The following is a 25,019-nucleotide window of genomic DNA, read 5'->3' as shown; positions in this document are numbered from 1 at the left end:
TAATTAGCTGGCATCCGTTAATAAAATAATTCTACTAACCGAAACTTGCAGTTGCCGAACAATTCGACCTGAGCGGCCTCTGCACAACCAAATATAACAAAATGTATAGATTTTATGCCGGCAAGCCGGGTATAACAGACCGTTATATCCGTAAAATATGGATGATTATGCGCCTAACCACCACAATGCTCCTATTCACTTTAATGCAGGTCAGTGCGGCAACCTTCGGGCAACGCATTACCCTTAATGAACATCGGGTTTCCTTAAAAAATGCATTGGAAAAGATCCACAATCAAAGTGGATACAACTTTCTGTTTGACCGCAAAGTCATCAACGGAATCGACCCCATTACTATTTTCGTAAAGAACGAAGAACTGGAAGTCGCCCTGAAAAAAATTCTGACCAACCTTCCCCTGACCTATGTCATAGACGGGAAAACCATTCTGATCAAACCAAAAGAAAGTTCCGTTCTGGATAAAGCCGTAGACAAACTGGTGGACCTCTTCACAACGGAGGAAATCCATGGTCAGGTCACGGATTCAAAAGGCATCCCCATTCCCGGCGCAACCGTATTAATTAAGGGCAGTAAAAAGGCAACCTCCACAGATTCCAACGGAAACTTTAAAATCCAGGTAGATCCAAAAGACATCCTGCTGATCCAGATGGTCGGCTTTGTGACCAAAGAAATCCCTTTAAATGGCCGGACGGAAATCAACATTACCCTCACAGAAGAAGATAAAGCACTGGATGAGGTGGTCGTGGTTGGTTATGGTAAACAGAAAAAGATCACCATCACCGGAGCCGTCAGCACCATCAATATGACAGATATGCAAACGACCAACCGTTCGCTCTCCAATTCACTGGCCGGTAAAGTTGCCGGGGTCATCTCCATGCAGAGAAGCGGGGAACCCGGATATGACAATGCCTCTTTTACGATCAGGGGGATTGGTACTTTTACCGGTAATGCAGAGCCCCTGATTATTATTGATGGGGTACAGCGGGATGATGTAAACAGTTCTTTTGGGGGCTCCTACAACAACATAGATCCGGAAGACATACAAAGTATTTCCTTACTAAAAGACGCCTCTTCAACAGCAGTATATGGTGCCAGGGGGGCCAATGGTGTCCTGATTATCACCACCAAACGAGGTGTTGCAGGCAAGCCCCAGATTTCCATTAAAACAGAAGCCTCCATGTCTGGTCTTACCAAAACGCCAAAAATGCTGGATGGTGTTTCCTGGATGCGGCTATATAATGAAGCCACTGTTAACGATGGCAACCAACCTGTGTATTCCGAAGAAATCATCCAAAAAACGGCCAGTGGTCTGGATCCATACCTATACCCAAATGTGAACTGGATAAAATCTACCTATAAAGACTGGGCACCGGGTTTCAATACCAATTTAAATGTAAGCGGCGGTTCCCAAAGTGTAAGGTATTATGTTTCTGCCTCTTTCTATAATCAGGACGGCAGTTACAAAGTAAGCAAGCAAAACGGCTATAATCCGAATTTAAACTTTAAGAGATATGATTTCAGGACCAACCTCGATATCGATTTAAGCCCTACTACCCTCTTGTCCATGAACCTGGACGCCATGCTGGTGAGCAGCAGATATCCCGGTTTATCAGCCAGCAAAATCTGGTACAATGCTTATTTGACCCCACCCATTGCCTTTCCTATCCAATATCCTGATGGATCATGGGCAGGCCCTTTTAACAATGGGGGAAGTAACCCGGTTAACGAAATCCAGAATTCCGGTTATGCAACGGAGTTCAGGCCAACGATACAGTCTATTTTCGCCATCAACCAGAAATTAGACCGCTTTACTAAAGGATTAAGTGCCATGGCCAGATTTTCCTTCGACTCCTATAGTGAAAACAACAATAGAAGATCCGGAAGAAACAACCTTTTTCTCGCCAGCGCAAGAGATGCGGAAGGCAACCTGATCCTGAACCAATCCAGGGTTGGAGATCAGTTTCTGGGTTATTCCCAATACTCGCAGGCCGAAAAAAAGATGTACCTGGAAACCAATATCAATTACGACCGCAGTTTTGGCAATCACCATTTTGGAGGTTTGTTTTTATACAATATGCGCTCAAGGGTAGTGAGTTCTGCAGGAGACGTCATTTCTTCCATCCCCTACAAAAACCAGGGCATGGCATTCAGGGCTACCTACGCCTATGCAGACCGGTACCTCGTAGAATTTGACGCAGGTTATACAGGTTCAGAGAACTTTGAACCCGGTAAAAGATTTGGATTTTTCCCTTCCGTTTCTGCAGGATGGGTGATCTCTAAAGAACCCTTTTTCGACAAACTGTCTTCCAGCATGAACCTATTGAAGATCAGAGGTTCACATGGGATTGTAGGGAACGATCAGATCGGAATTGACGCTGGTCTGAAAAGGTTCCCTTACCTGAACCAGTTTGGCCCGGGCCGTTCTATCGGTTTAGGCTTTAACGGAGCCATCTTCAACGGGGTTACAGAAAGCGTAATCGGCGTAGAAAACCTCACCTGGGAAAAAGCCACTAAAGACAATATTGGGATAGAAATCGGTTTGTTCAATAAACTGAACCTCACAATAGACCTCTATAAGGAAAGAAGAAAGAACATCTTAATTTCCCGCAGCTCCCTTTCCGGAATCATCGGCGTAACCGGAACGGTATATGCCAATTTAGGCGAAATGAACAACCAAGGTGTGGATGCCAATATCGAGTACAACGAAAACATCGGTAATGTTTCCCTTCGCCTCTATGGGAATTTCACGTATAACAACAATAAAATCATCCAGCGGGACGAGCCAAAACAGCTTTATGCGTATCAGCAGGCAACCGGACAAAAGTTAGGCGACAAGCTGATGTACGTTGCTGAGGGCTTATTTACCTCTGCGGAACAAATTGCCGGCAGCCCCAGTCAGTTTGGTGCCATATTAAGGCCAGGTGATATCAAATACAAAGATGTGAATCGCGATGGCGTGATCAACCCTTTCGACCGCGTGTATACCGGTAAATCAGATATCCCTACCATTTTATATGGCTCAGGATTTACGGTAGGTTATAAAGGCGTAGACCTTTCTCTTTTCTTCCAGGGAATTTCCAATGCAACTTTTATGGCCAATGGTTCCGCAGTAACAGGCGACGGGGCAACGGGAGCCGGCATTGTCCCCTTTACCGGTATGGGCCAATATCCTTCGGGAATGCTGGCCAGCCTGGAAAACAGGTGGACCCTGGAAAACCCAAGACAGGATGCTTATTACCCCAGATTAGGAATCGCCAATCAGAACAGCAATAACTACCAACCCAGCACCTGGTGGTCTAAAGACGGCAGCTTCGTTCGTTTAAAACAAGCCACCTTAGGTTATAAATTTTCAGATGCCTTTCTTACCAAATCCGGTATTAAGTCGGTTTATTTTTACCTGACCGGCCAAAACCTGCTCACCTTCTCCAAATTTAAGTTATGGGATCCGGAACTGGGCGCCAACGCTTCAGGTTATCCGCCTCTAAGAACGTTTGCCCTCGGACTGAAAGTATCGTTTTAACAAAAGCTATTGATCAATTACAAGCATTAAAAATATTCTGATGAAACACACATATATATTCATTCTCGCCGTAGGATCATTGTTTTTAACAAGCATGTTATCCTCCTGCAAACACCTGGACGAAAAACCGGATAACCTGCTCACCTCAGATATTCTGTGGAGCAACCGGGCCAATGCAGAATCTTACCTGTACAACATCTATGGTGCCGTCCTCGAAATAGACTATGCACATATTGGGATTAGTGATGAGGCTTCGGTTTCCATCCCTGGCACCAATATCCGGCAAATGGTAGCTGGAAACTGGAGTTCCGTAAATGCCTATTACGACCATTGGGACAATTATTACACCGGTATCCGCTCCTCCTTTATCTTTGAGGCCAATGTAGATAAAGTACCGAATTCCCAACTCGGGCCGGATTTAAAGGCTCAGTATAAAGCAGAATCTAAATTCTTAAGGGGCTGGTTTTACTGGCAGCTGATCAAACAATACGGACCGGTGGTAAAGCTAACAGGTCCCCTTGCCTTAGATGAAGATTTCAATAAATATCCAAGGGCTACTTTCGACGAATGTAAAGACTATGTGAACCAGTTAATGGATGAAGCAGCAGTTGACCTGCCGGTGAGCTGGGCCTCTTCCAGCAATTATGGCCGCCCTTCAAAGGGATCTTGTCTGGCCGTTAAATCACAGCTCGCGCTATGGGCAGCCAGTCCATTGTGGAATGGAAACCCGGCGTTCAATTCCCTGAAAAATCAGGACGGAACCGCACTCGCTCCGGCAACATACGATGTCAACAAATGGAAAATTGCGGCAGATGCAGCAAAAGCGGTCATAGACCTCAATGCCTATAAGTTATTTACCAATCTGGACAATGGCGGGACCACATTTGATCCCTACCTCTCTGTACGGGATCTTTTCCTGACCAACTGGAACAAAGAAATCCTGTTCTCGAGAAATTCATGGAACTATTGGGGATATACCAAAGCATCTTCTCCCAACCCCGGAGGGATTAACCTGTATAACGCCACTCAAAACGTGGTGGATGCCTTTTACATGGGTAACGGACGCAGTATTGAAGATCCTTCTTCGGGCTATGACGAAACAAGCTTTGCAGAAAACAACAGCAGTCAGTATTGGGCACATAAAAAAGGCCAATGGAATATGTACGCCAACCGCGAGCCTCGTTTTTATGCCTATATTCAGTATAATGGTCGCCCGGTTTTACCTGCACCTACCGTTGATGATAAAAATTACTACTCCTCAGCAGGTAATGTTGATGGCACCGGCCGCGTAGAATTCTATTACAGCGGGAAAGCAGGGGCTAAAGCTACCGGAATTACCAATACCATTACGGGTTACAATTTCCTGAAAAATGTAAGTCCGGCGGATAACATCAGGCAGGATGCCACCAATTACAGGCCCTTTATACTCATGCGCTTTGCCGAAATTCTCCTGAATTATGCAGAAGCACTCAATGAATACGCTCCTTCCAATCCAGATGTGGTGAACACGCTCAACCTGATCAGGTCCAGAGCAGGACTACCAGGAATAGAAACCGTTTATCCTGCCGCTGTTGGAAACAAGGAACTCATGAGAAAGTACATCCTGAAAGAAAGACAAGTAGAATTGTGTTTTGAAGGAGACCGGTATTATACCCTCATCAGAAGGTTACAACTGGGCGCCACCGAAAACCAAACCATCTATTCGATGAACGTTAATGAGGACGATGGTGGCCAGGGATTTGGTTTTACACGCTTTTACACCCGGACCTTCTTTCAAAAAAGAGCATGGGCTGATAAAATGTACCTGTTCCCTATTTCCCAATACCAGCTGGACCGCGACAGGGCCCTGGTACAGAATCCAGGCTGGTAAGACCACGTATCATTTATGTATTTAAAAAACCGATCATGAAACAATTCATCAATATAAAGGCAAAATGCCGGTATACCTTATGCTTCGCAGTCTGCCTGCTCTTCTTTTTTACCGGATGCAAAAAAGATAAAGAAGCCAGTTATAATCCTTCATCTCCCATCAGTATTTCGGATTTCATTCCTAAAAAAGGTGGAGGTGGCACGGAGGTCCTCATTACCGGAAGCAATTTTTCTTCCGACCTTTCTAAAATCTCGGTGACCCTGAACGGCCTGGCCCTTAAAGTGATTGGTGCCAGTGCAACACAGGTCATGGCAGTAGTGCCAAAAAAATCAAAGTCAGGCCCCTTAAAAATAACCATAGAAAACGGGGAGGCTTCCAGCGAGGCCATTTTCAATTATGAATATACCCGTACGGTGAGTACCCTTGCCGGGTCCGGCGCCGCGGGATTTGCCAATGGCAAAGGAACAGATGCTTCCTTTAACTTTGCAGGTCAAAACTGGTACAGGAGTTCAGGCATCGTGGTCGACGATCATCTCAATGTTTACGTCGCTGATCCAGGTAACCACTGCATCCGGAAAATCGACCCGGATGGAAACGTGACCACACTGGCCGGCAATCCCAATCTTGCGGGTTACGCCGATGGCAAAGGCACCGCAGCAAGTTTCTCTTTGCCCTACGACCTTGCGATAGACGGACAAGGAAACCTGTATTGTGTAGACCCGGGCAATTGGGACATTAGAAAGATCACGCCAGACGGACAGGCCACAACCTGGGGCTTTGGAAGTCAGGCACCATGGACTGTCGCTTTTGATAAAGTAAGTGGAAAACTCTATTATGCCAGCTGCTCCAGCCCGGGAAATATTTATGAAATCAATGCTCAGGGGGGCAATAAGGAAATCATTTCCGGCCTCAATTACCCCGCAGGTATCAAATTCGACAATAAAGGCAATTTATTTGTATCTGCGCATGGCGATCAGGTGATCAGAAAATTTAATGCAGGTACCTGGCAGGGCAGCATTGTTGCCGGTCAGCCGGGAAATACCGGTTATGTAAATGGAGTAGCTACGGCTGCGCTGTTCGCTTATCCATGGGGAATTGCCATCGACAACAACAATAACATCTATGTTGCCGGCAACGGAACCGGTGGCGGAAGTACCACTAACCCAGACCAAAGCATCCGCTACCTACAGGCAACTACTTACGAAGTCGGCACATTTGCCGGAAGCAGCAAAGCGGGTTATACAGATGGATTTGGCGGACTAGCCTCTTTTAGCGCACCTGGTGGAGTTGCGGTAGACAAAAACGGAACGGTATACGTACTCGACAAAAATAACAACAGAATCAGGAAGATCATTTCCGAATAACACAATTTTAACACATGAAACCATCTGCTTTTTTAAGCCTGGTTTTAGTTGTACAAACACTCGTTTGTACAACTAAAACCTCTGCTGCTATACCCAAAACTAAGGACAAACCCCGTAAGTATTATGTAGCTGTAAATGGCGCTGACACCAATACAGGCAGCCTTAACTCGCCTTTCCAAACCATCAATATCGCATTAAGCCATGCTGCGCCGGGAGATCAGGTACTGGTTAGGGGCGGCACCTACTATCAGGAAGTAAAATTCCCCAGATCCGGTGTACCCGAAAAAACCATTAGCCTGCAGCGTTACCCGGGAGAAAAACCAGTGATCGACGGCAGCAAGATTACCGTTACCGGATGGCAGGCACTGGTTACGCTCAATAATGTCAGCTATGTAACCATCGATGGGTTTGACATTTGCAACCTCCACAGTGCTGTGGGGAATACCGATCCTCAGGGCATGGCGATTATAGGCAGCGGGCAACACATCACGGTTAAAAACTGCAATATCTATAACATCAAAAACAATACGACACTGGCACAGGGACGAAGCGGACATGCCATACTCGCCATTGGAAACGGTGTTAAGCCCATCAGCAACCTGTTGATTACCGGATGTACCGTTCACGATACCCAAACCGGAACCAGTGAAAACGTAACCCTTGCCGGAAATATAGACGGTTTCACCTTCAGTCACAATCAAGTATACGATACCGAGAACATCGGAGTGATTGTAGCGGGTGGAGACGGCCTGAACCCTCACGGCGCTGTCGAAAGCAATTATGCCCGCAACGGTATCATCAGGGATAATGTTTTTCACCACAACACCATGACCAAAACACCGGAAACATGGGGTCCCGACCGCTTTGGCGCCATCTCCATTTATGTTTGCGGAGGGGCAAATACCCTCATCGAAAGAAATATTGTTTATGAGAGCGACAGGGGAATTGGCCTCGTCAGTGAAAGTAACATTTACCCCACGAGAACCACTACGGTAAAAAACAACCTCGTTTACAACTGCTACAGGGCGGGCATTTATATGGGCGATTATTTAAACTACACCATCGCCGGGACTAAAAACTGTGCGGTACTCAACAATACCTTATTTCAAAACAATCGTGTCCCAGGTGCATTTGGAGAAATTGAAGGAGAGCTCAGGCTCACCGAACACTGCGACAGCAATGTGATCAAATACAACAAGGTCTATGCCGGGCCCAAAGATGTCATGGTTCATAAATACACCTTAACCGGAAGTCATAACCTCATTGACCACAACAGCTATTTTAGCACAGGGCAACCGCAATGGATCTGGAACAGCACCAATGGTGCTCCGATTACCGACTTCCAACTCTGGAAAAAAACCAGCGGTCAGGATGCCAGTTCCAGCCTAAAAACAGTAAGTACTAAGTTTTATGCTAACCTCATCAGAAAATGGAAAAGATCCCCACAATCAAAGATATAGCCAGACAACTAAAGCTTGATCCCTCCACTGTATCCAGGGCATTGCGCGGACATCCCAGCATTGGTCTTGTGACCACGATGAGGGTCAATAAAATGGCCAAAGAGCTAAACTTCCATCCCAACCAGAACGCGGTCTTCCTGAAACGGGGTAAGACCTTTACCATAGGCGTGGTCTTACCCGATATTGGAGAAACTTTTTACTCTTCCCTGCTCAGTAAAATAGAGCGTTATGCCCACAGCAGAAATTACAACGTGATTTTTGGTCAGTCATTTGAAAAACAGGAGCGGGAAAAACAAGTGCTGGACAACATGAAGAACCTAAGAGTAGATGGGGTTCTGATCGCCGTGGGTAAGCCTACAGCACCTTCTGAGCAGATTGAACAGCTCAGAAGGTACAACATTCCTGTGGTCATTCTGGAACACAGGAATACGGATCAATCTTATCAGGCTATTGAGCACTTGTTTTCAATTTTAGAATTTCAGCAATCACCTGAGCTAAAGGCTTCACAGAAATTTCCGGTTTGATCTCCATATTTTGCTCCACCCATGCACGCTCCCACCAGAAAAAGCTGGGAGCCTGCGTGGTTTTACCCTGCAGATTGTTTTGTAAATGAGCGAGATACATTTCCCATCGCACCAGGTAGTAATCCTTCATTAACCCGCCCCATTCTTTATAAGCATATTCATGCAGATTATCTTCTGCCGGAATGTTTTCCCCCCAATAGGTGATCAGCATCATGGCATTCCTGATGTTTAGCTTTTTCTCTTCTTCCGTCTTTCCTAAATTTAAGGCCTGAGCTTTATAGGTATTTAACTGATAATACGGGTGACTGGACAGCAGGTCGTCTGTTAAGCGGATCATGTCCAGAAACTGAGCAGATAAGCGGCTAAACGCTTCTGCATTTTTTGCAGCATACGCCTTCGCCATTGCCTCAAAAACCTGTTCCCCATCATTGGCCAGCACTTGTCTGAAGATATTGATCAGGTCAATCTGATAGGTATCCGAGTTTTTAAATTCAGGCGCTGCTTTTGCAAATTCCAAAGCTGCTGCTTTAAATTTCAGCAGGTCATAAGTTCTTACCCGTGTTCCCCAATGGGAGGCGGGTTTGGAATCCAGCGCTGGGCGGATACAAAACACCGATTCGCTTGCCCCCTCCTGATAACCTGGAATGCTTTGATAAATGGTTTCCAGGAATCCCTGCCAGGCCTGATCAATAGAAGGATTTGAACTTCCATAGCGATATTTAGTATAACCGTTCAGCCAGTCTTTCACTTCCACATGTTCTTTTCTCCAACCCAATTCCAACATCAGATCATATACCGGAGGATTGTTATTGAGCCCTTCAGGCATTACACCTACACCTTTTAACACCTCTTTATACGGTCCTTTTCTAATCCGGTCAACCTCATCTGCAAAGCGCTGTAGTTTTCCATACAACCCTGGTCTTTCGCCAAAGTTGTTCACCACACACCAGATAAACGGTGTAGCGTCATAGCCATTTCTTTTCTCCCAGTTATTGGTAAACTCACCAAACAACTCCTGTACCAGCACATGTGATTTATCAAGGCCTTCCAGCATTTTCTGCTTCGGGTTGTCCTGCCAGCCTTGTAATACCCAGGTGGATCCCGGAAAACTTTTTTGCATCTCAGTTTGAATAGATTTACCTGCCTTACTTAAATCTATCCCCTCCGTAATTCCTCCTTCGTGAAAGGGATCTCCCGCAAAAAAACGAATGTTTTTGCCATAAGCTTTTTGCAATTCTTTATAATATATCCCCGCTATTCTGGAAAAGTCAGGCGTACCGGGAACTAAAATATCCGGGCGCTTAAATGCGCCCCAGGTCTTCTGGTCAATGATTTGCGCTTTACTTTTTTCTTTTAAAGAAGCCGGGACCATTCCATAGAAACCTTGCAATACCGGTTCTATGCCGAGTTCTTTCATCCGCTTCATCATCCGTTGCTGTAAAGCTTTACGGCCGTCAATCTGACTTTGAGGCATCGGACCTCCCCAGCCTTGTATATTTCCCATCAGCCACCATGCGGTATACGCAGGGCCGACTAAAAATTCGTTCACTTCCTGATCGGTATAGCCAATCTGCCTGAGTGTACTTTGCCATACCGCTTCCATTCCATTGACGCTGAGCATCAGGTTTACGCCATTTAAAGCCATCCAGTCCAGCTCATGCTCCCAATCTTTCCAATCGTAAAAACTCATGGTGTAATTGTAAGTGCAGTAATTTAAAGCATAGCGGTATTTGGCCGGGGCCTCCACACGTACTTTCTCTTTTAGCACCGGAATGGGATATACAGGGGCCAGATTATCTCCCATGTGCGACATAGAACGGTTACAATAGTATTTTAAATACCAGTTCAGCCCAACTGCCGCAGCGTTTGACCCGGAAGCACTGATGATTAGGTTATCCCCCAGGCTCTGCAATTCGACCACATCCTGCTGATCGCTTTTCAGCGATTTGAAAACTATATGTTGTGCTAACCAGGGCGTTCTCCGTTTAACCAGCTCCTGCACTGGTTTGAATGACTGCGCCAAAAGGTTTAAAGGGAGTAACAATAAAAGCAAATAGCTGAATTTTCGCATAAAACTGATTGATTTTTCCATTTCAAAGAGACTAAACTAGTTAAAATCTGCTGTAAAAAAGCTGGCCTGCCAAGCCCTTAACCGCTGTAAAAATCACACAATCGATTGTATGATATTACGCAATCGTTTGTGTGATTTTTCATTATTTTAATTCTTCTTTTTTTGCTTAGCATTGTGGTAAACGTTCATGTTTTTTATCAAATTAACTTTATGAAGAAGCAGCTAATTGGTTTATTATTTTTGATCCTGTCCGGATCTTATGTCCCATCTGCATTTGCACAACAAGATGCATTCGCACCGCAAAATGCAGATGCACCTTTTAAGATCAGTACAGAATCCTTTATCTTAAATGGTAAACCTTATGTTATTCGTTGCGGTGAACTGCATTTTGCAAGAATCCCAAAAGCTTATTGGAGACAGCGCCTAAAAATGGTCAAAGCTGTTGGTTTAAATACCGTCTGCGCATACCTGTTTTGGAATTTCCACGAAACTACTCCCGGAAAATTCAATTGGGAAGGGCAGGCAGATGCTGCCGAATTCTGTAAAATAGCACAAGAGGAAGGCTTGTATGTCATCCTGCGTCCAGGCCCCTATTCCTGTGCAGAATGGGAATTTGGCGGTTTCCCATGGTGGCTATTGCAAAAGAAAGACATCAAACTGCGGACTCAGGACCCCTATTATTTAGCGCGAAGCCGTCAATATATAAAAGAAGTCGGACGTGTGTTAAGCCCATTGCAAATTACGCATGGTGGCCCGATCCTGATGGTACAGGTAGAGAACGAATACGGAAGCTACGGCAACGATAAAGCCTATCTGCTGAAGCTCAGAGATTACCTGAAAGAAGCCAAATTTGACGTTCCCCTTTTCACCTGTGACGGGGTTGTCCAGTTAAAAGAAGATGTCCAAAAAGACCTTTTTGCAGTAGTCAATTTCGGAAGCAATCCGGAAGCAGGCTTTAAGGCGCTGCGCGAAGTGCAACCTCAGGGACCTTTAATGTGTGGCGAATATTACCCCGGATGGTTTGATTCCTGGGGCAATCCACACCATACCGGTCCCAGCGACAGGATGGTCAAAGAACTCAACTGGATGCTGGAACAAAAAGCCTCCTTCAGCATTTACATGATTCATGGAGGAACCACTTTCGGTTTATGGGCAGGCGCCAATTGTCAGCCTTATTTACCCGAAACATCCAGCTATGATTACGATGCACCGATCAGCGAAAACGGATCTGCCAATCCTAAATTCTATGCTTTGCGGGACATGCTCAAAAAACACCTTCAGCCTGGTGAAGTTCTGCCGGATGTACCTGCCGCAATTCCGGTACAAAAGATCGCTCCGTTTAACCTTACCATGGTAGCCCCAATCCTACCCCAACTGGCTAAGCCCATTATTTCTGATACCACCTTATTTATGGAAGATCTGGGACAGGGCTATGGCATGATGGCTTATGAAACGACTTTAGCTGCCGGTGCAAAAAGCACAATCGATTTTACCGGAGTCCATGATTATGCGGAAGTTTTCCTGGATCAGAAACTCATTGGTGTATTAAACAGAATGAAAAATGAGCATAGCATCGCCATCCCTGCCCTATCCAAAAACACCAGGCTTCGTATCGTGGTGGAGGCCATGGGCCGTGTGAACTACGGGGATTACATGCACGACCGTAAGGGACTGCAAGGCGAGGCTTTCCGCATTACCAATGCCTCTAAATTGCAGCTAAAAGGATGGAAACATTACTCGATCCCATTGGGAGAAGGCAATCCGGCATTCAAATATCAAAACATCGGAACGGCAGGCGAACTCAATGAACCTGCTTTTTATAAAGGCAGCTTTACCGCGAAAAACAATAATGATTTTTACCTGGATATGCGCTGGTTTAAAAAAGGCGTAGTCTGGATCAATGGACATTGCCTCGGTCGTTACTGGAATATTGGCCCAACCCAAACCATGTATGTTCCAGGGGTATGGTTAAATGCGGGAAAAAACGAAGTAGTGGTCCTGGACCTTCACCGTCCGGTTGCCCCGCGTTTGCAGGGCCTGGAAAATCCAATCCTGGATAGCCTTACCCAGGTGAAAGCACTGAGCAGCAATCACCGTAAAGCCGGACAACAGTTTGGCAACAATTCAGCTAGTCTGATCTATAGCGGAACAATGGAGAATTCTGCCAAATGGCAAAACTTTAGTTTTCCGGTAAAGAGCGGCAGATATCTGGCCCTGGAAGCCTTGAACAACTTTGCAGACAATCCCTTTACCGCAGTGGCAGAGTTGGAATTGCTGGACGCAAATGGCAAACAAATTCCAAGGAATTTATGGAAAGTAGTATATGTAGACAGTGAAGAACTGAACAGCGAAGATGGCAAGTCGGAGAATGTGTTCGATCTTCAGTATACCAGTATCTGGCATAGCCAGTGGAAAGACAACAGCCCGAAACACCCCCATCAACTGGTTATTGATTTGGGCGTACAGACCAGCATTAGCGGAGTTAAAGTATTGCCGCGCCAGGATATGGAAACCGGAAGGATTAAAGATTTCAAACTTTACCTGTCTGGCAAACCGTTTAAAGGGTTGTAAATTTGAAGACATGGGAAGCAGCATAAAGCTGCTTCCTTTTTTAAACCCCCTCTACTTATCTCCCTTATATCCCGGATTAAGTTCTGTAACCACAGGAGCTTTCGTTTTCTGGTCTAACTGCTTCAGTAATTCCAGCAATTCTTTTGTTTTCTGTGGAAACTTTTCCGCGACATTATTCCGCTCTCCAACATCATCTTTCAGGTTATACAACTGCAATGAATTGTCTTCAAAATAATGGTGTAACTTCCAGTTCCCTTTACGCAGTGCTTCTCCGGGCCTGGTCCTAAAAACAGGGTCATTGCTTTCCTGATTCCCGCCTTCCAGGTAAATCGGAAAATACCAGTACAAGGGCCTGTCCACCAAAACCGCTTCCCGCTTTTGGGTTTGTAAATACCGATACAGGCTATGACCATCCAGCTTTTCCGTTGTAGTTGCCTTTGCGACTTCCATTAAGGTTGGGTAAAAGTCCAGATTCGTTACCGGCAAATCAGAATGTGTTCCCGCTTTAACCTTTCCTTTCCATATAAAAGCAGTAGGCACCCTGATACCACCTTCAAAATAACTTCCTTTACCGGCACGTAGCGGATGTTGAAAGGTAACCTGATTAAGTCCCCCATTGTCTGATGTAAAAATGATAAAGGTATTGTCCAATACTCCTTTGGCTTTTAATGCCGTTAACAAGCGTCCAATATTATGATCTTCATTACTCACCATAGTAGCATACGCTTTATTCGATTGCCCCTGCCAGGCTTTCTTGTTTTCAAATCTGTACATCAGGCTATCGACCTTTTGTATAGGCGTATGTACTGCGTAGCTGGCATAATACAAGAAAAAAGGCTGATCTTCCACGGCATTTTTAACATAATCGATGGTTTTATCCATCACCAAATCAGTGAGATATCTATTCTCCGGACCTTGCAGTTTTATATTTTTATAGGGTGGATAATAACTCGCCGGACTACCTGCATGTGAACCACCGATATTCATATCAAAACCATATTGGGTAGGATCATCACTCAGGTGCCACTTCCCTGCCAGACAGGTATGATAACCATTTTCCTTTAAGGATTGTGCCAATGTTTTAAACTTAGGATCAAGTGTCAGGGTATTTGCAACCGGGACTAATTTCCGGTCTGCACTCTTTCCCCTATCCGAGTTCCCGACAGTATATATTCCATGTCGGGGCATCCATTTTCCAGACATTAAGCAAGCGCGACTTGGCGCACAATTAGCTGCCGAAGCATAACCATTCGTAAACACCATTCCCTGCCGGACCAATGAGTCGATTACCGGTGTTTCATAAAACTGGGAGCCCATAAATCCGACATCACGCCAGCCCATATCATCAACAAGAATGATTAGAATATTGGGACGTTTATTTTGTGCTAAAGCCAGATTTAGCGTAAAACATAAAATAACAGCAATTTTTAAGCTTAGTTTCATAACTGGTTCAATATCATCCAGCAGGCAAATTAGATTAAATGCACTGTTCTGGTCCAACCAAGATAATAAATCCCTGCTTAACTAAAAGCAGTTTTCAATTCTGCAATGAGAAGCCCCGGAACTCTTTAAACAAGTTTAAACGATGGTGCATCTTTAGGTCTTGATATTTACCACAAAACATAAGAACGCCGGGATACAATTCAGGCCACTGAGGAAATATTCAACGGCCTGAATTACCTTACTTCAGCTTAAGGTTGTAGCCTAACTGTATATAGACCGGGATCGTGGGCGATGTTTTAAAATCCTGTGCAATAGTTTTCCCTCCTTTTAAATAGACATCGCTATTATTAAATGAATAACCAACCTGCATCCCACACTGGACGTTACCGCCCGTTGAAGGTTCATACCAACCATCTTTAACTTCAGGAAAATTGCTTTTGTAGGCATCTTTATGCTTAAAATGCGTAACAATCGCCTTATCAAAACCAAACTCTCCGTTTACATACCATTTTGGTCCATAATAACCAATGATAACATTTGCCGTAGCGCCAAAATTTGAAAGCCTGACCAGGGTATTCTCATATCGCCTGAAAACACCGTTAACATTTAGGCTAACTGCGATATTACTAACTTCAAGCAATTTCACATGTGCCCCGATTTTAGTCTTAAAATCATCGAAAAACTTGTTTCCTGATGGTATTGAAAATTCAGCATTTAATACTACCGGCAATTTTGATTTGAGGTGATAGCCGTAGCCAATGCCGTAAATCACGCCATAATCTATCCCCACATTTAGGTTTAACAAGTGACGGTCTTCCTCTTTTAATCCCGCCCAGTTTATACTTTGCGCATGGCAATAATTACAAAAAGTGCACAACAACACCGTTATAATGATGACAATTTTATGTTTCATTTGAATATTTTCTTTGAGGGGCTTATTTTAAAGCGTTGAAATAGTTAAGAATTATTGGGCGGCTGTTATTCCAACCGGTTGAAAAAGAGAGCATATCGTGCCCCGCGCCTTTGGTCTCAAATAACTGAACATTTGGAAAGGCCGAGGATACTTTTTCTGCATGGGTTAAACCGTAAGCTTTATTTCGCTCACTATAAACAAACAAGATCTTTGTTTTAAACTGGTTTAAATGGGTAGTCCAATCGGAGTTCTCTTTTTTAATAATGTCGAAGTAGACATCCTGCAACACAAAACCAGAGCGCCAGAAAGGTAAGGACCCCTCATTACCGACATTCTCATTTTCGTCGCCAGTTGAGGCCAGCAATTTATACTTATAGTCTAAAATGGTATGTTCATCTTCTTTACCGGTCAGAAACTGATCCATATAGGTCGCATTATTTAAGGCCTCGCCGGTAATGTCCATCTTACGGGATCGCTTTACATAGTCGTCGACATCCTTCCATTTTAAGCCGCCAGGTTCCGCCAGCACGGCTCCATTTACGGCATTGGGGTATTGATTGATATAAGCGCCGACCAGCATCGCACCCCAGGAGTGCCCTAATAAGAAAATTTTCTGTGCTGCTGATTTCCTGTAATGTGCAATTACGCCATTCAGGTCATCAAAAGAGGTCTGGATGCCTGTGTAATACGAACGTGGAAACCGTTGCGATAAGCCTGTTCCACGCTGATCATAAAACACCACAAAATATCCGTTTTCTGCAAGTTCCTTACAGTTGAGCAGGTATCGGTAATCTGCTGCGGGGCCGCCATGTAAAATGAAAATAATCGGGTCGTTGGGATCTCCAAAAGTTTCGGCATGTAGTTTTGCCCCATTGATTACAATGGAAGGAAGACTGGAATTTTGGTCTGCTGTTTTTGGAACTAAGTTTCCGGGCGCATCAATGCTCATCTCCTTTTTACAGGAAAAGACAAAGATGGGGAGGAGAACGATGAAGGAAAGTAATTTGTTTCGATACATTTTTTGAGTTTTATAATGCTGCAAAAATGACCTAAACATAGCGCCCCATCGTACCAAAGGGTAAGTTGGTACTTATTTCAACTGTATTTTTTGTTCCCTTAAATAGGCGGTTGGGGTCTGCCCTGTTGTACTTTTAAAATTCCTGTTAAATGAGGTCTTGGAATTAAAGCCCACTTCAAAAGCTAAAGACAGCAAAGTGAACCTGCTGTTTTCAGGCAAGGCTACGATTGCTAAAAATTCGGCAACCCGCTGTTCATTGATATAGTCGAAAAAGTTTTTGTTTTCAATGGAGTTAATTACCTGCGACAAAGTATTTGGATTAACATTTAGCCTTTGTGCCAATTCATTTAAATTCAGTTCCGGATCCTTATACAATTTCTCCTGTTGCATTAAAGCCAGGAGATCCTGATGAATTTTTAACAATAAGGTCTCATCGGCAGTAGACCTTTGGTACTTGATTCTTTCTACGACTTTATCAACAACCATCTCATCCGCATTCCCACCGCCAATCGTCTGGCTGCTGACGTTATTATTCGTAAAAACTCCTACTTGCTTTACTCCAAAATAACCAATGAACAGGATAAAAAGATCAATTATGGTAAAGGTAGAAATGTCATTACCAAAAAACACAGATATCCAGATTACTCCGATTCCCAGTATTAAGTACCTTAACCAGTTTAGGTTGATCCTTTCCAGATCAGAAAACTGATCAGAAATATAAGCGGAATATTTTTTCAGCAAAGACAATGAAAAAATAACATATACCACTCCCGACAACAACGTCACCAGGTAGATACACCTCAATATATTTTCAAAACCAGCACCCGCCTCTATATACACCTCGATCTTCTTGTCGAAAGAAAAAAGGAAGAACTTAAATAACAGCCCTATCGCCAGAATAAACGGCAAAAAATGAACTCCCCAGTGTACTCTTCTGCTATTTTGACTGGTTAAAGATCTGGTGTACAAATACAAAAATGGCCCATGGATTAATGGCAGGGGAATTTCAAAACCAAGAAAGTAAGGGAATTTAAGATATTGACCGCTAATGTGAATGTAGAATACGGACAGGTGAAAACCAATAAAGAACAGCCAGATGGCAAGGATTACATCAGCCTGTGATTTTCCCTTTTTTGTAAAAAGGATAATGGAAAGAAAAAGAGAGATGATGATACCTGTTAAATGCAGCATAATGTGGTATGGTTTATTTTGATCAGCTCTGCATTTTCTTTAAACATAGATCAGATGTACTACCTGTAAAGCTCCCGGTCCGCGAAACTACAAAATTCCGGATGCCAGATAAACAAATGTCATTAAAAATGTTCATTTCTATTCCATCACTCAGTCGACATTAAAAAAAACAGGGTCTAATGGAATATAAGGATCCGGAGATTCCCCATTATGTATCAATTTAAAATTCTTGCAGAGACTCAGCTCCTCCTCACCAATACTCTGAAAACTAAGATAATAACAAACATGCTCCAGTGAGCTCCAATTTGAAATTCCTTTGAATTTGTGCACATAATACCCTATGTACAAAACCTTCAACCGCTCCATTTTCGGAGCCTGCACAAATAATTCTACATTAAAATAGTCTGTAATACAAAGGACGCGAAGGTTCAGAAATCGATTTAAAGGGTAGGCATCCTTCAATCCACTACTTCCCAGGACAAGACATTTTAAATTTAGAATCTCATCTACGATTTCTTCGGTAACTATAAATTCATCTAATCTTTTTCTAATCCTTTCATTAAATGCAGCACAATAGGCTGAATATATTCCCGGACCCCGTATGACATTGAATATAATACAATAGTCTTTACCAAAAAGACTGCTAAAATCCAGATTTGCTAAAAGATTCTTTTTCCAATTGTGATTTAACCCTTTCCACCAATCGATTGTACTCACGGCCGAATTGTTAAATGTCCGGTTTTCCTGACCCGCCTTGTCAATGTTGTTCATACCTACAGTTCTGTTTTAATCATTTGTTTATTTTCCAAACGTACAGCGCTGTTGCGTAACCTATTTGCGTACCAACCAGATTACCTGTTATCTTTCGATTTCTCTTAACAAAATCTCCCAAATACGGGCTCTCGATGGCTCCTGAAAGATGCCGAAATGTCCTATTCGCTCCATACTAAAATCGCGCGGCATGAGATGTATCCTTTTAACTTCTGCCCCACTATATTGCTTCGTTAACCAATCTACATTTTGTATAGGTGCAAACGTATCATCGTCTATACTTATGGAGGTTAATGACGCGGTTATCCTCTCAAAATACAAATCTGCTTCAGGGATACTCCCAAAAAGATAATTCGGGTCCATACACCATTTGCACCATTGTCTGGCCACATGCTTAGGCAGGTTCTCCATACCCGTTAATTTCTTCGAAGGCATATAGCCAAACGTATAAACCAATACAGGAAAAACAATATTCCAGTTGGCCCACATTCTATACCTTCTGAAACCAGTCCAGAATTTCCAATATCCCGTTTGAGCAGCCACAAGGATAATTTTACTGGCATCAACGGCAGATTTTGACTGACCAATAAGTTGTCCGCCGATACTATGCCCCAAAATATGAATTTTTGATTCCGGATAGTGTTCTTTTACATACTGAATCACTGCCTCCAGGTCTATTTTCCCCCAATCAGATGCCTGGCTTTTATTTTCCCTGATCGAACCTTTTAGAGAATGACCAATTCCTGAATAGTCGAACGTGATTACCGTTATCCCAGTGGCGGAAATGTATTCCGAAAATCTCTTGTAATAAGATTGCCTGACGCCTGTTGCAGAGGAGATCAGCAATACGATCCGGCTTCCTTTCGCTTCAAAAATATTTGCAGTAATGAAATGTCCCTTTTCTGTTTTTATTTGCTCAATATCCATAGCTATGATCCTACCTGATGTGATAAAGTTATAAGAATTCTCCATAATATTTATCCTGAGGAAGAACTAAGAAAAAGGCACAGCAGCGCATCACCAGGTTTATTGAGCGCTATAATTTTGATGCGATGATACCTGTTTAAAAAAAACATAAAAGCCGTTCCCCGAAAAAGGAGAAACGGCTTTTACGCTGAATATTAATTTGTGATCTGGTTTATGGTTTATCCCACCATAATCTTGTTGCCCCATTATCAGGGCCGCCTAACATCGCAACAGCTCTTTTAACGGCCGCGCTATTATTGTCAAACTCCACATTGGCAAAAGGTAGTCTTCTTACCCCCGTATTTATGGTGCCTGGAATGACCGTCGGTATAACCCCACCGCTTTTATTAATTACAATAGGAAAAAGTATAGGAAAGCCCGTTCTTCTATACTCCGACCAGGCTTCAGCCCCATCCGGGAATATGGCAATCCATTTTTGGGTAATGATACGTTCCAGTTTTTTACTTTCAGAAGCAGCCTCATCCCATTTAATGGTGATGGTACTCAAATAAGGCGAACCGGTTTTTACATCATTTATCCCAGGTGTAAGTGCTTTAGGATCGATATATTGTTTCGGAATACTCAGTGCATCATTGATATAAGCTGTTGCATTTGCAGCCAATCCGTACTGATCGAACGACCTTAGTATCCCCGTTTCATAATTATCTTTAGCTGTTCCTGCATTTGCCCATCCTTTTAAAGCCGCTTCAGATTTCAAAAACCAGGCCTCTGCAGCTGTTAACAATTGTGCAGCAGGAGGAACAGTAGCCAATGCAGAGTAGTTTTTGTAGGTATCGGCAGAAATAATATCCACACCTTCACGAATCCCTTTAAACTGACCTGCCACTGTAGGATCTATAGCCGGCAGAAAATATTTACCAAGGCGTGGGTCATTGAACCCCCCAAGATAGGTTTCTATAGGTGCAGCCATCCTCGTATCATTCCAACTGGCATTTATCGTATTCAATATATGTGGCGCCCCCAACTGAACAATAAAACTTTCATCATTCGTGCTGATAATGCCACCATTCGCAGGATCCAATGCTTTCTCACCCTGTTGTTTAGCCAATGTTGGGTTTACTTTTGAGATTCTCAATGCCAGGCGCAGACGTAAGGTATTGGCAAACTTCAACCATTTCGCATAACTGCCACCATAAGCAAGATCTGCTCTTACCATAATCGGCGATTTTGGGGTATTGGCGGTTACCAATGGTACCAGGGCATTTTTTGCCTCCTCTAAATCAGCAAAAAAAGCATTATAAGCCTGTTCCTGCGTATCATAATCCACACCACCTTCAGTATTCGCCTTATTGTACTGGGTGTAAATAATCGGACCAAAAAGATCGCTGATGCGGTGCATGCCCTCAACCCTTAACACCTTATTCATTGCATAAATACCACTCAGACTGGCATTGCCCTTAGTCGTACTTTCTATTTTAGTTAAAGGATTCATCAGGTTAGGATAAATCAATCGCCAGGAGGCATTGTTCCATCCGGGAACCAGGTCGTAATTGATGTTGTTTGAGTTAGAACGAAATGGCGTAGGTGGGGTAAAATAACCTCCAAATGCCGAAGAACTCAGGTTCTCTGCAACCTGGTAATCGCCTACGTTGTTATAGATAATTGCTTTCTGTGCCTGTTGTAACAACAGCACCTGTAAAGTTCCATCCGTACTGGCCTGTTCATCCGTAATTGCGGAGGTATTGGTGTTAAATTCTTCGAACTTTTTTGTGCAACCGCTCAGGATAAAAATTCCCAGGCATAAGATCGTTGCTATCGTATATTTTCTTTGATTTTTCATCAGTATATATTTTTTGTTTAGCGGTTATGAAGCGATCATGATCTTTATGTTCATTTCGTTATGTGATCTGTAAGATCATGATGGTTTCATATAATAATTTCTAAGCTGATTAAATAGCGTTAAAACGAGCACTTAAGGTTAAAACCATAGCTACGTGTTCCAGGTAAACCATAGGCATCATAACCCTGGCCGGTTCCATTCGTTGCGGTAGTATTGCTCAAATCAGGATCGGAAGGTGCATTATTCTTGAAAAAGAACAAATTACGGCCAACCACCCCAATATTTACATTATTTATGCCTTTCAGTTTTACCGGCAGTTTATAGGATACGGACATTTCCCTTAACCGGATATTGGTTGCACTATAAACTAATCCTTCCAAAATACCATCCCTGTTGCCTACCGCCTGATAATACTGACGGGCCGGAAGTTTGCCGGAAAAAGCAGTACCATTTGCTAAAACAGCAGGAACATCAACTCCGCCGTCCTTACGTGCGTCGGCAGACACCTGACTTACACCATAAGAATTCAGGTAACCTTGTGTTACACTAATCATTTGTCCGCCGAAACGACCATCAATCATAAACCCAATGTTAAAGTTTTTGATTTTTATGTTGTTATTCCAGCCGATCATATATTTAGGATTGCTGTTCCCCAAATAACCATCAGGTCCTCCCTGAGGTGTGCCATCTGCCGAAACTACAATTCTACCCGAGGCATCACGTAAAAAAGTCTTACCCCATAAATCGCCAAAAGAACCATTTAAGCGCAAAATATTATTACCATCACCCAAAGGATACCTATCGCCCAGTGTTGGTGCCAATTCCAGGATTTTGTTCTTGTTAGCGGTATAATTAAAAGAAGTGTTCCAGCTGATATCCTCTGTTTTCAGGACATCGTAACCCAGTGAAAGTTCTATACCACTATTTTGTACATTCCCTGCATTAATAAAGGCAGTTGGATTAAGGAAGCCGGCAGGCACTGTAATTTTAAGGTATTGATTAATGGTATTTGTTTTATACCAGGTCAGGTCAAAACTTAGCCGATTGTCTAAAAACCGCCATTCGGTTCCAATCTCGTACGATTTACTCGTTTCTGGTTTTAAAGGAATATTCTGGTATGGTCCGGAAGCATTCGCTACGAAATTACCTCCATTAATGGTGTTGACCGGATTGGTCGCGAACATATCCACATCATTACCTACCTCAGCATAGGAAGCCCTGAGTTTAGCATAATCAATGCCTTTAGGTAAAGTAAACAGTTCAGACAAGATCGCATTTACACCCGCTGAATAATAGAAATATCCTTTCTTAACCGTTGGTGTAAAAGCTAAAGTAGAAGACCAGTCGTTACGGGCAGTAAGGTCTAAAAACAATGATTCTTTATAGCCAATATTTGCTGAAGTGAATACCGATTGTACCTGACGGCGTTTGGCGGTTTCTGCAATGCTAAAACCACTGGCAGGCGCTTTTTGCAAAATATTACCCAATTGAAAAACATTAGGTATGGTCAGGAAAGAAGCATCCACATTAAAGCCTTTTTCTTTCACATCATTTATTGAGGTACCCACCACAATATTGGTTGAAAAATCGTCGTTTATTTTTTTTGATGCACTCAACAAAAGGTCACCATAAAGTACAGTGCCCGAGCTTTCTTCCAATTTGTAACGACCATTGTCAAAATAAGGTACCGGTGAAGCATTTGGATCTTGTGCACCCGTAACAACCGCCTGTGTGGTCGCGTAAATATTACGGTTATACTTATTCCAGTATTTATTCATCGTCCCTCTTACATCCAGTTTAAGCCAGCTGTTTATGGCATAGCTTAACTTCGCCGAGCCGATTAAGCTTTGTGCGTTTTGATCTGTAGGGTCGCGGAACAAAGACCAATAAGGGTTTTGTTGTTCCTGATCACCTACCTGTCCCGTCTCCGCGTTAATGTTCCACCAGTTTTGACGCATCATTGCACGTGCAGGATAAGGTACCTCGTAATTGGTATAATCATTAAAATTCAATCCTCTTGGGAACAGGTAAAGGCCGGCTAAGGGGCTAAAATAAAAACCCGCCCCAGGACGATTGTGAATGTCCTGGTTGCTGTATGTTAAGCCACCGTCAAAAGTTAAAGCATCAAAAAACTTAGTCGTGTTGCGAAACGAAAGGGTATTTTGCTTAAAGGTATTGGTAGGTAAAATCCCTTTATTATTAGTATTGGCGTAAGAAAAATAGTTTTGTACTTTTTCATTACCTCCGCTTAGGCTAATGGAATTAATCCAGGTTTTACCTGTCTTAAAGAAATCTTTAACAATATCTTCAGAACTCCCTTCGACGCCCCAGCTTTGCGTAGCACCAGGGGCGGTTTGTAAATAGGAATTTTGTAATTTCGGACCATATGCTGCCTCATCAAAAGTGACGTTACTGGTGAAATCAATTTTTGTTCCGCCCGCCTGACCTCTCTTCGTATTAATCTGGATTGCGCCATTACTGCCCTGGCTACCATATAATGCAGAGGCAGATGCCCCTTTAAGTACCGTAATGCTTTCAATATCATCAGGATTTATGGTACTTAGGATATCCCCTTTATCGGGGCTGTCGCCGAAAGCATTTGCACTCCCGCTACCATCGGTATTGATCATCGGTAAACCATCAATCACATATAAAGGCTGGTTGTTGCGCGTAGATTTATTTCCCCTTAAAGTGATGCGAACTGAGCCCCCGATTCCTGATGCACTTTTGTTGATTTGCAAACCGGCAACCTTACCCGTAAGGGAATTAATCGGGTTTGCATCTTTCACCTTGGTCAACTCATCTCCTTTAACTGTTTGAGAAGAATAAGTAAGTGACTTTGCGGAACGCTTTATACCCAGTGCCGTAACCACCACCTCATTTAAGTCATTACTGTCCTCAACAAGTGAAATCTGAATGTTACTACGGTTATTCACCTGAATTTGCTGGCTGGCATACCCTGCATAAGAAACCAATAAAGCGCCATCAGCAGCTGCTTTAATGGTGAAATTTCCAGCTGCATCAGCTACGGTTCCAATTTTAGTGCCCGCCACCTTTATCGTTGCTCCCGGTAATGGTAATCCTTTACTGTCGGTAACCTTTCCTTTTATTTCAATCGGATCGGCATTGTTAATTTCGGAAAGGGACAACTTCGCAGTACGGGGAGACGCGACAATAATACCCTCGACTATTTTAAAATTCAATTTGGACTGATCAGAGACCTCATTTAACAATTCGATTAGGGTCCTTTCTTTTTCTGGGATATTTAACCTGATTTTGGCATTGATATCCTCTCTGTTGTAAGCAAATTTAAAGTCAGTCACCGATTCAATACGGTTAAAAGTTTCGATAATTTTTGCTCCGCTAATGCCCATTCGAATGATTTGCTCGGACTTTGCGCCGATACTTGCTAAGAGCAGTAACATCATCAGCCATATCTTAGGCCCTGATTTAATACGGTAATAGTTTGGTCTGGTTTGTTTCATAGCTTTGGATAAATTTAGGTTGGTTATAGTTTTTA

The 25,019-nt window shown here is 43.3% G+C and carries 15 protein-coding genes; 6 read left to right on the top strand and 9 right to left on the bottom strand.

Annotated elements, in window-relative coordinates:
• Positions 1-101 precede the first annotated feature (101 nt).
• Genes BLQ87_RS06080 through BLQ87_RS06060 form a run of 5 tightly spaced genes read left to right on the top strand, consistent with a single transcriptional unit; the run spans position 102 to position 8,754 of the window.
• A complete protein-coding gene (locus BLQ87_RS06080; protein WP_083361710.1) occupies positions 102-3,536 on the top strand; it encodes a TonB-dependent receptor in 3,435 nt (1,144 codons plus the stop codon).
• A gap of 40 nt (positions 3,537-3,576) precedes the next feature.
• Positions 3,577-5,406, top strand: coding sequence for a RagB/SusD family nutrient uptake outer membrane protein (locus BLQ87_RS06075; protein ID WP_074605252.1), 1,830 nt, complete (start codon positions 3,577-3,579; stop codon positions 5,404-5,406).
• A gap of 35 nt (positions 5,407-5,441) precedes the next feature.
• Positions 5,442-6,770: an IPT/TIG domain-containing protein gene (locus tag BLQ87_RS06070; protein ID WP_074605251.1), complete on the top strand. Its 1,329-nt coding sequence runs from the start codon at positions 5,442-5,444 to the stop codon at positions 6,768-6,770.
• A 14-nt stretch (positions 6,771-6,784) separates the two neighbouring features.
• Positions 6,785-8,230 carry a right-handed parallel beta-helix repeat-containing protein gene (locus tag BLQ87_RS06065; protein WP_074605250.1) on the top strand — a complete coding sequence of 482 codons (1,446 nt, stop codon included), beginning with the start codon at positions 6,785-6,787 and terminating at the stop codon, positions 8,228-8,230.
• On the top strand, positions 8,200-8,754 hold the full coding sequence (locus BLQ87_RS06060) for a LacI family DNA-binding transcriptional regulator (RefSeq protein ID WP_074605249.1): 555 nt from the start codon (positions 8,200-8,202) through the stop codon (positions 8,752-8,754). The genes BLQ87_RS06065 and BLQ87_RS06060 overlap by 31 nt, the downstream gene beginning before the upstream one ends.
• On the opposite strand, the gene BLQ87_RS06055 is transcribed toward BLQ87_RS06060, so the two are convergent.
• Positions 8,678-10,846: an alpha-N-acetylglucosaminidase gene (locus BLQ87_RS06055; RefSeq protein WP_216857783.1), complete on the bottom strand. Its 2,169-nt coding sequence runs from the start codon at positions 10,844-10,846 to the stop codon at positions 8,678-8,680. The genes BLQ87_RS06060 and BLQ87_RS06055 overlap by 77 nt on opposite strands.
• A 189-nt stretch (positions 10,847-11,035) precedes the next feature.
• On the opposite strand from BLQ87_RS06055, the gene BLQ87_RS06050 reads away from it, so the two are divergent.
• Entirely contained in the window at positions 11,036-13,396 is a 2,361-nt protein-coding gene (locus BLQ87_RS06050; RefSeq protein WP_074605248.1) for a beta-galactosidase, read from the top strand.
• A gap of 51 nt (positions 13,397-13,447) precedes the next feature.
• Here the strand turns inward: BLQ87_RS06050 and BLQ87_RS06045 are convergent, their stop codons facing one another.
• From BLQ87_RS06045 to BLQ87_RS06010, 8 genes are all read right to left on the bottom strand, one after another.
• Complete coding sequence (locus tag BLQ87_RS06045; protein WP_074605247.1) at positions 13,448-14,839, bottom strand: sulfatase; 1,392 nt, start codon at positions 14,837-14,839, stop codon at positions 13,448-13,450.
• A 238-nt stretch (positions 14,840-15,077) separates the two neighbouring features.
• Positions 15,078-15,752 (bottom strand): hypothetical protein, encoded by a 675-nt coding sequence (locus BLQ87_RS06040; protein ID WP_074605246.1) that lies wholly within the window; start codon positions 15,750-15,752, stop codon positions 15,078-15,080.
• 22 nt (positions 15,753-15,774) lie between these two features.
• On the bottom strand, positions 15,775-16,770 hold the full coding sequence (locus tag BLQ87_RS06035) for an alpha/beta fold hydrolase (RefSeq protein WP_074605245.1): 996 nt from the start codon (positions 16,768-16,770) through the stop codon (positions 15,775-15,777).
• A gap of 72 nt (positions 16,771-16,842) precedes the next feature.
• Positions 16,843-17,961, bottom strand: coding sequence for a helix-turn-helix domain-containing protein (locus BLQ87_RS06030; protein ID WP_074605244.1), 1,119 nt, complete (start codon positions 17,959-17,961; stop codon positions 16,843-16,845).
• A 150-nt stretch (positions 17,962-18,111) separates the two neighbouring features.
• On the bottom strand, positions 18,112-18,732 hold the full coding sequence (locus tag BLQ87_RS06025; protein WP_074605243.1) for a hypothetical protein: 621 nt from the start codon (positions 18,730-18,732) through the stop codon (positions 18,112-18,114).
• Between the two features lie 87 nt (positions 18,733-18,819).
• Complete coding sequence (locus BLQ87_RS06020) at positions 18,820-19,704, bottom strand: alpha/beta hydrolase family protein (RefSeq protein ID WP_074605242.1); 885 nt, start codon at positions 19,702-19,704, stop codon at positions 18,820-18,822.
• 166 nt (positions 19,705-19,870) lie between these two features.
• Positions 19,871-21,499 (bottom strand): SusD/RagB family nutrient-binding outer membrane lipoprotein, encoded by a 1,629-nt coding sequence (locus tag BLQ87_RS06015; RefSeq protein ID WP_083361709.1) that lies wholly within the window; start codon positions 21,497-21,499, stop codon positions 19,871-19,873.
• Positions 21,500-21,618: 119 nt separating this feature from the next.
• The gene (locus BLQ87_RS06010; protein ID WP_245723802.1) at positions 21,619-24,984 is read right to left on the bottom strand and encodes a SusC/RagA family TonB-linked outer membrane protein; all 3,366 of its coding nucleotides are present in this window, start codon (positions 24,982-24,984) and stop codon (positions 21,619-21,621) included.
• Between the last annotated feature and the right edge of the window lie 35 nt (positions 24,985-25,019).

This window comes from Pedobacter steynii, assembly GCF_900103665.1.
Lineage (GTDB): Bacteria > Bacteroidota > Bacteroidia > Sphingobacteriales > Sphingobacteriaceae > Pedobacter > Pedobacter steynii.
The sequence above is the reverse complement of the archived record's forward strand: the minus strand, read 5'-3'. Positions and strand labels throughout refer to the sequence as shown.